Source organism: Streptomyces sp. KLMMK (assembly GCF_036961605.1).
Taxonomy (GTDB): Bacteria; Actinomycetota; Actinomycetes; order Streptomycetales; family Streptomycetaceae; genus Streptomyces; species Streptomyces telluris.
This window is the reverse complement of record NZ_JBAMDC010000300.1, coordinates 1-7,999: the sequence shown is the minus strand read 5'-3', so window position 1 is coordinate 7,999 and position 7,999 is coordinate 1. Positions and strand designations below refer to the sequence as shown.

General features: G+C 72.8%; 5 protein-coding genes. 4 read left to right on the top strand and 1 reads right to left on the bottom strand.

The features are described from left to right. Positions 1 to 35 precede the first annotated feature (35 nt). Complete coding sequence (locus V7793_RS28845) at positions 36 to 1,646, bottom strand: alpha/beta hydrolase (protein ID WP_336011794.1); 1,611 nt, start codon at positions 1,644 to 1,646, stop codon at positions 36 to 38. A 139-nt stretch (positions 1,647 to 1,785) separates the two neighbouring features. On the opposite strand from V7793_RS28845, the gene V7793_RS28840 reads away from it, so the two are divergent. The 4 genes from V7793_RS28840 (at position 1,786) to V7793_RS28825 (ending at position 7,723) form a co-directional block, all read left to right on the top strand. Next, entirely contained in the window at positions 1,786 to 2,427 is a 642-nt protein-coding gene (locus V7793_RS28840; RefSeq protein ID WP_336011793.1) for a hypothetical protein, read from the top strand. Positions 2,428 to 2,699: 272 nt separating this feature from the next. Further along, positions 2,700 to 5,606 carry a M4 family metallopeptidase gene (locus V7793_RS28835; protein ID WP_336011790.1) on the top strand — a complete coding sequence of 969 codons (2,907 nt, stop codon included), beginning with the start codon at positions 2,700 to 2,702 and terminating at the stop codon, positions 5,604 to 5,606. Between the two features lie 43 nt (positions 5,607 to 5,649). Then, positions 5,650 to 6,387: a hypothetical protein gene (locus V7793_RS28830; RefSeq protein WP_336011787.1), complete on the top strand. Its 738-nt coding sequence runs from the start codon at positions 5,650 to 5,652 to the stop codon at positions 6,385 to 6,387. 184 nt (positions 6,388 to 6,571) lie between these two features. Further along, a complete protein-coding gene (locus V7793_RS28825) occupies positions 6,572 to 7,723 on the top strand; it encodes a hypothetical protein (RefSeq protein WP_336011785.1) in 1,152 nt (383 codons plus the stop codon). Positions 7,724 to 7,999: the final 276 nt, after the last annotated feature.

Here is a 7,999-nt window from a genome sequence, read left to right as displayed (position 1 = left end):
TGCGGGGGCGCGGTGCCGGACTACCTGGATTCCGTCTACCTGGATTCCGTCCCAGCGGTGGTGCAGAGCGTGTCGGAGGCCGGGCGCCGTCCGGTCGTGAGGAACGTGGTCACGGCACGGTCGGCACAGGCGCCGGCCCGCTTGTCGTCCTCCCCCGCACGAGTGGCGTTGCCGAGGTAGACGCCGTGGCCTCCCGCGTCGACACTGACCAGCCGGGCGCGCTCGCCGAAGGCCTCGCGCATCTTCAGGGCCCCGCGGTGCGGCGTGGCGGGGTCGCGCAGGCTCTGCACCATCAGGACGTTGGACGGCCCGTCGGACGTGATGCGGGTGGGCTTGTCGGCGGGCCTGTCCTTCCAGAACGCGCACGGCGTCACGCTGACGGGCATTCCTGCGGTGAGGGGGTGCCGGATGCGGTCGGCGCGGACGTCACGCGCGTACTCCGGGACCGAGCGCGGCCAGCGCACGTCGTTGCAGACGACCGCCATGTTCACCGTCGCATCGGCCGACGGGACGGAGGGGAGGTCGTACGGGACCGGCTTGTCGCCCGCGTCCCGGGCCGTGACGACCAGCGCGGCGAACTGCTCGAAGCCCGCGTCGGAGTACAGCGCCTGCTGCATCACCATGCGCAGGCGGTTCCCCGTGAGCTGCCCCTTGCCGTCCGCCGACCGCTCGGGAACCCCGTCGAGCCGCTTCGCGAGGGAGAGGAACAGCGGTCGCACGTCCTCGGCCCGCCCGGCGACCCGGTGCTGCGCGTCCCGCTCGGGCGCGGCGGCCCAGCGGGCGAAGTCGGGGAAGCGGTCGTCCGCGGCCGCCGACATGTTCGCCAGCCACCCGCGCGCGACCCGGCTCGGGTCCGGGTCGCCGCTGCTGTCCAGCACCCAGCGGTCCGTGCGCTCCGGGTACTTCTGCGCGTAGACCGCCCCGACGTACGTGCCGTACGAGGTCGCCCACGCCGACAGCTTCTCCTCGCCGAGCGCGCGGCGGAGGCTCTCCATGTCGCGCACCTCGTTGGCGGTGGTCAGCGACCGCATGACCTCGCCGCCGTTGCGGGCGCATGCTTCGGCGATGCGGCGGCTGCGCGCGACGCTGTCGCTGATGTCCCCGTCAGTCCCCGGCCAGGAACGCAGGTGGGCGGGCTCCAGATCGTCCGCCCCGAGCTTGCAGTCGGCCCGCGTGCTGTCCCCGACGCCGCGCGGGTCGAAGCTCACGAGGTCGTACGTTCCACCGGTCTCCTTGCGCAGGGCCTCACCCTTCCTGGCCAGTCTGTCGACCCCCGAGCTCCCGGGCCCGCCCGGTATGACCAGCAGCGTCCCCCGCCGGGCCGTGGGCTTGTCGCTGCGGATCCGGGACACGGCGATGCCGACAGTGCGGCCCTCCGGCTTGCCGTAGTCGAGGGGGACGGCGAGGGTGGCGCACTCCGCGCCGTCGGGCATGCCGTCGTGCGTGCCGTCGCGGCCGGCCTGACAGTCGTGCCAGTCGAGGCCGGAGGCGGTGGGTCCGGTGGTTCCGGCCTTCGGGGTGCCGGGCCCGGCGGCGGGCGAGGCCGTCGCCGGGGAGGCGGCGACGGCGGTGGCCACAGTCGCCGTGGCGAGGGCGAACAGGAGAGTCCTGCGCTTGGTGGAGACCTGCGAGGTCGTAAGTGCCATGCGGGACATGCTTGTTGATCAGGACCGGCAGGACCATCAGGGAAGCCACCCATGCGTGGTGGGGGTAGCCCTCGGGTCCGTATCAGGGTGAGCCCATAATCATCGGGAATCATCGGCTCCGGAGAGGAGAAACCGGTACGTGAGAGAGGCAGGTCCGAGGGTGTCGCTGTGCGCGGAGATGGACGAGGCGTGGCAGAAGAGCGAGGTGCTCCAGCACGTCGACGTGCTGGCGGGCTTCCTGGCCTCCCGGTATCCCGGTGGTGGTGACGGAGACGGTGACACGTGCCGCGGCGGTGACGCGCGCGAGGGCGCCGACGGCGGGGACGAGAGCGCGGCTGCGGCACGCCGGAGGGTGGCCGACACAGCGGCGTCCGCACGGCGCGCGCTGGAGGACGGCGACCTCGACGAGGCCCGGCGCCTGGTGGACGATCTCGCATACGAAGCGGAGGCCTGGGCCGGCCACCCCCACTTCCCGCCCGCCCCGAGCCACTACGAGGCCGACGCCCGGGTCCACGACTACGCGAAGGACCTGGCGCGGGGCTTCCTGTCGTCGAAGCACCGGGACGACCTGGCGACGATCCGCCTCTCCCTCACGGTCTGCCGGTCGCGCATCATCCGGCTCTGCCACCTGACCGCCCGTGACCGCCAGGACTTCCACTACGTCTGCGGCCGCATCTCGATGAGCCTCGATCTGGGCCACGTGGAGACGGCGCGCCGGGAGCTGGCCCGGCTGAGGGAGATCGACGACCGGTACCGGGGAATGCCGTGCCCGGCGGCGTGACCGGGCCGGCGGCGTGACCGGGCCGGCGGTCTGACCCGGCCCGGCGAACCCGCCTGCGCGTCGTCGTCCGAAAGTCGCCTGCGCATTTTCGTCCACCACATTGATGCCGGTGCGCATCAGCGTTTGCATGGCTCTGCCCGGAACGACTCCGGCCGCCGGAGAAGTCCGGCCAGAGACCTCGCAGAGGGGGGACCGTGCGGAGACGCGACTTACGTACGGCACGATCAGGAAGAGACAGACCACGACACGGCATGTACGGTGCGGCGGCGCTGATGAGCACCGCCGCACTCGTCGTTTCCGCGGTACCGGCCGAGGCGACGGCAACGGCACCGAGGGGGCCGGGCGACGTCGCGCAGGACCAGCGCATGGCCGCGCCCGCCTGGGTGATCGGCATCCGGGAGCCCGCCCCGGCATCGAAGAACGCCGCCGACGCGGCGCTGCGATACCTGGCCGACCAGCAGAACCGCTACCGGATCGCCCGCCCCGACCGGGACCTCAAGCCCTTGCAGACCGTCGCCGCCGGCGGCTCGGAGACCGTGCGTCTCCAGCAGAAGCACCGCGGGGTGGACGTCCTGGGAGGGCAGTACGTCGTCCGGATGGACGCGACGGGCGCGAAGAGCGGTGGCAAACGGTTCGTCACGGGCACGTCCGGCCGGTACTTCACCGGGCTGACCGTCCCGGCCGAGCCCGGCATCGACGCGGCCCTGGCCGTCGAACTGGCCGTCGACGCCGTGACGCTGCGGCTCGGGCCCGTCCGCCCGTCCCGCGACGACCAGGGCGGCGGCCAGGAGGACGGCCGGGAAGGCCCCGGGGGCGGCGGGGCAGGGCAGCCGGTCACCGGCACGGCCCAGGGCCTGGTCGTGCTGCCGCGGGGTACGGGGGTGCTCACCCACCACGTGACGGTCCGCGGCACCGACCCGGCCACCGGGTCTCCGGTGCTGCGCGAGGTGTACATCGAGGCGCAGACCGGCCACCCGGTCCTCCAGTACAGCGGGATCAAGACATTCAGGACGCCCGGCCGTTCCGCGGTCCCCGGGGCAGGTTCCAAGACCGCCGGAGCGGGCTCCGAGGCCGCCGGATCCACGGCCCCTGAGCGCCACGCCGAGGACAGCCGCAGCCGGGGCACGGCTGCCGTCCGGGACGGCGGGACGAAGGGCTCCGGCGTCCGGCTGGACGGCACGAAGGTCGAACTGCACCTGACCCGGGACGAGGAAAGCAACGCGTACGTGATGCGCGACCGCTCCCGCGCCCGGCCCGGCGACGGCAGCGGCGGCGGCAGCAGCAGCCGCAGCGACGACGCGAACCTCGTTTCCACCTGGGACGCGCGCGGCCGGAGCCACGGCGAAGTGTGGCGCACATGGCCGGCCGACCTCAAGGAGTTCTCCTCCCCCACGGCCGACTTCGGCGACGAGGCCACCGGGATCGGCGCGGTGGACGCGCACTGGGCCGCGGGCCGGGTCCACGACTACTTCAAGGACGTCCACGGCAGGAACGGGCTGGACGGCCGCGGCACGGCCGTGAACTCCCTCGTGGGCCTGGGGGTCTCCTACGCGGACGTCTTCTGGGACGGCCAGAAGGTGATCTACGGGCGCGGCAACGACGAATACCGGCCCTTCTCGGCCGCCCTCGACGTCGTCGGGCGCGAACTGACGCACGGCGTCGTCGAGAGCACCGCGAACCTCGTGCCCGCGGGTCAGTCCGGCGCGCTGGGAGAGGCCCTCGCCGACTACTTCGGCAACGCCGTCGAGACCGACGCGCGCGGCACCGCCATGGACAGCCCCGACGCCGGTCTGCTCGGCGAGACGCTGTGCCGGCAGAAGGAACCCCGCGCCTGTGCCGCACGTGACCTGAACGACGGGCGGACCACGTCCAAGTCCTTCGCCGGCGTGGGCATCGGCACCGACAGCGGCGGCATCCACCTCAACTCCACGATCTTCTCCGGCGCCCTGTGGGACATCCGCGAGGACATCGACCGCACGCTCGCCGACAGGATCGTCCACAACGCGCTCACCCGGTACATGAGCCCGCTCGACGGCTTCACCGAGGGCCGGGCCGCCGTCCTCGCCGCCGCCCGCGACCTCGAGGTCACCGACAGGGAGTACAAGGCGGTCGAGCGCGCCTTCAACGCCCACGGCATCGCCCCCGGCTGGGAGCTCGCGCTCGGGGTGGACTCCGACCAGTTGCTCGGCCGGGTCAACACCGACGACCGGACCAGCGCCGGGGCGGGCGGCGGCTGGTGGACGGCCTCCACGTCCAACGACGACGGCTCCGAGCCCTACTCCGTCTGGGCCGGACGCCTCGACGGGACCGGCGAGAAGAAGCTCATCAGCCCCAACGACGGCCGCTACCACGTCGACCCGGTCACCGACGGCAAGACGGTGGTGTGGCAGGCGCGCCGGGGACGGGCCACGGAGATCCTCGCCCGCCCGCTCGCGGGAGGCCCCGTCACGAAGCTGTTCTCCAACGCGCTCGCCATCACCTCGCTGCACGTGGAGGGGAAGGTCGTCACCTTCCAGGTCCACCGTCGCCGTGCCGGTTCCCGGGTGGTGTACCTGCGGCTGGGCGAGAACACCCCGACGTACGTGGACCCGGGCTCCACGGAGCGCCTGGCGAGCACCGGCGATCCGTCCCTCAGCCACGGCAGGATCGCCTTCACCTCCTGGCACCGCGCGGATGACGGTGTCTGGAGGTACGACACGGAGGTCCTGGACGTCGCCACCGGCAAGAGGACCGTGATGAAGCAGATCGGGACCCCCGCCTACCTCACGGGGACCGCCGTCACCGGCAAGCACGTCTTCTGGCTGGCCGTGGCCGAAGACGACCACACCACCACCGCCGTGCGCCGGTCGGACCTGGACGGCACGGGCACCATCGACATCAGCCCCGGCACGGGCAAGGACGCCCTGCACGGGACCGGTCTGACGGCCTCCGACGAAGCGGTGACGGTCTCCGTCCGCGCGCCGGACCCGCAGGCACCGGACCCGCAACTCCGTTACGAAGCGCTGGACAAGCTCTGGCAGCTCTCCCCGGACGGGTCGCGACGGGAACGGGTCTCCTGCAACCGGGGTGAACAGCTCTCGCACGCCTCGGCAGACGGCCGGCAAGTGATCTGGGTCGACGCCACGACCGGCCGCACCGACCTCGTCACCCGCACCCGCCCGGCCGGCACCTGTGGCTGACCCGGTCGTCTGCGGAGCCGCGGCCGATCGGCACGACGTGACCATGACCAAGGAAAGAGACGAGGGGATGAGCGTGGACAGACCTTTGACGTACCTCAGAGCGAAGGCGGCGGCAGCGCGCGGCCGGATCGCCGCCGCGGTCGGAGCGATCGCACTGATCACGACTGCACTCACCGGCACCGCGGCCGGTACGGCCACCGCCGCGGCGACCGGTGACTGGCGGCCGTCGGGCAAGTGGGCCTGCTCCGGCGCTCCGGTTCCGGACGGCTGGGTCATCACCGGCTACGACCGTTCCGGCTGCAACGGCAGCGGGTCCTGGTACCAGCAGCCGGTGAAGGACGGCATCTGGACGTGCTCCGGCTCGCCGGTCGTGGCCGGTTACGTCATCACCCGGTACGACCGCGGCGGCTGCAGCGGCATCGGGGCCTGGTACCACGAGCTGGCCCGCGACAAGCGCTGGACCTGCGCGGGCTCCCCCGTCCCGCCCGGCTACGTCATCACGAACTACCTGCGTGACGGCTGCAACGGCATCGGGGCCTGGTACCACGAGCTCGCGCGCGACAAGCGCTGGACCTGCGGCGGTTCTCCCATCCCGCCCGGCTATGTCACGACCAACTACCTGCGTACCGGCTGCAACGGTGTGGGCGCCTGGTACCACGAGCTTGTCCGCCACGGCATCTGGACCTGCGCCGGCTCCCCGATCCCGCCGGGATACCGCAGCACCACGTACATGAGCACCGGCTGCGGCGGCGTCGGCGCCTGGTACACCGTGCGCGCCTGACGCGCCTCAACGGGACCTTGCGTTCCCTCGGTCTCTGCAGGGAACCGCCGCCGGGCGCGGCCCGGCGGCGAGTTCTGCATCACCCACACGGGGGAATTCGCCGGATCCATCATCCGATGATCCGACTGTCCGCTTGCATGGGCGCGTCGCAGACCCGCAGCGCCGCGCCCACCAGGAGAGCCGCTTGGACCGCCGCACCTTTCACAGCCGACTGATGTCCCTGGGCAGCCTCGCAGCAGCCGGAACGCTGCTCGGGGTGCCGGGCACCGCGACCGCGGGGCCGCGGGGCGGGGGCACCCGCTCCCCGCTGGCGGGCCCGTCCCGGCGGACGCTGGTGGAGTACGAACTGCCGCCCGCCGAGGAGACGCACGAGATCGTCAAAGTCCCGGACCGGCCGATGGTGCTCGTGTCCCAGATGTCCAACAGCCGGCTGGTGAAGCTCGCGCTGGACCCCCGTACCGAGCAGGTGACGGCCGCCGAGGCGTTCCCGCTCGGCTCCCCCGACGCGATGCTGCACGGGCTGGCGGTGTCCGCGCGCCACCCCGGACGGATCTGGGCCACGCACGAGGGCGCCGACCGGCTGCTGCTGGTGGATCCGCGGGCGGACTCCCCCGGCGCCGCCCCGCGCATCGAACGGGAGATCGTGGTTCCGGGCGGCGGCCGGGGGCCGCACTACGTCAACGAATACGGGGACACCCTGTGGGTGACCCTGAAGGGGAGCGACCAGGTCCTGGCCCTGGACCATACGCGTCCCGGACGCCACCGCCTCTTCGACGCGAAGCCTCACCCCATCTTCGCCGCGCAGCACCCGGGCAGCGGTGACTTCTACGTCAGCCAGGACGGTGCGAGCTCCCTACTGCGCATCGACCCGCGCACCGGACACACCGCGCAGATCCCCGTCCCGGTGGAGCAGGGCAGCACCCCGGTCGGGCTGATCAGCGGCCCCGGCGGGCTCTGGGTGGTGCTCCTCGGCACCGCGAAGGCGGGGACCGGCACGTTCGGCCGGATCGACGCGGACGGGCGGATCGTCTGGCACCGGCTGAGCGGCCCGGTGGGCCGGTCGGCATGGCTGCTGCACCTCGCGTTCGACCCACGCGGTACGGCGCGCGGGCCGGGGCTGTGGCTGCTGGCGTCGTCGATCGTCTCCGAGCAGGCACGCGACCTCATCATCCGGGTACGGTTCGACCCGTCCTGGACCCGCATCACCGGGGAGGAGTACGCGGCACTGCCGACGCAGTCGTGCAAGGCGCACCGTCTGCTGCCGCTGGAGCACAGCGTGCTCGCCACCGAGCTGACCAGCGCCAGGGTGGCCCAGCTCATCAGCGCCCGGGAGTAGCGGCCGCGCCGCCACGAGGCCGGAGGGCGCCTACGGGCGCCCCCCGCACGCACGGACGTGGCAGGTGACCGCCTGCTGTGCGTGTCACCTGCCTGGACGCGCCCCGCCTGCGCGGCCCCGCGCCCGATGCCACGCTGAGTCGCGTGTCATCTCGCAGGCCGGAGGAGTGCGTGCCGTGGACATATCCAGTGCCGACCCCGACATAGCCCGACCGCGGACGCGCCACGGGAGCCGCTGGCCGCGCGTACTGATCGCCCTGGGCGTCGCTGCGGCGCT

Coding starts and splice junctions, on each gene's coding strand:
- V7793_RS28845 (WP_336011794.1), bottom strand. CDS start 1,646: ATGGCACTTACGACCTCGCAGGTCTCCACCAAGCGCAGGACTCTCCTG.
- V7793_RS28835 (WP_336011790.1), top strand. CDS start 2,700: ATGAGCACCGCCGCACTCGTCGTTTCCGCGGTACCGGCCGAGGCGACG.
- V7793_RS28830 (WP_336011787.1), top strand. CDS start 5,650: ATGACCAAGGAAAGAGACGAGGGGATGAGCGTGGACAGACCTTTGACG.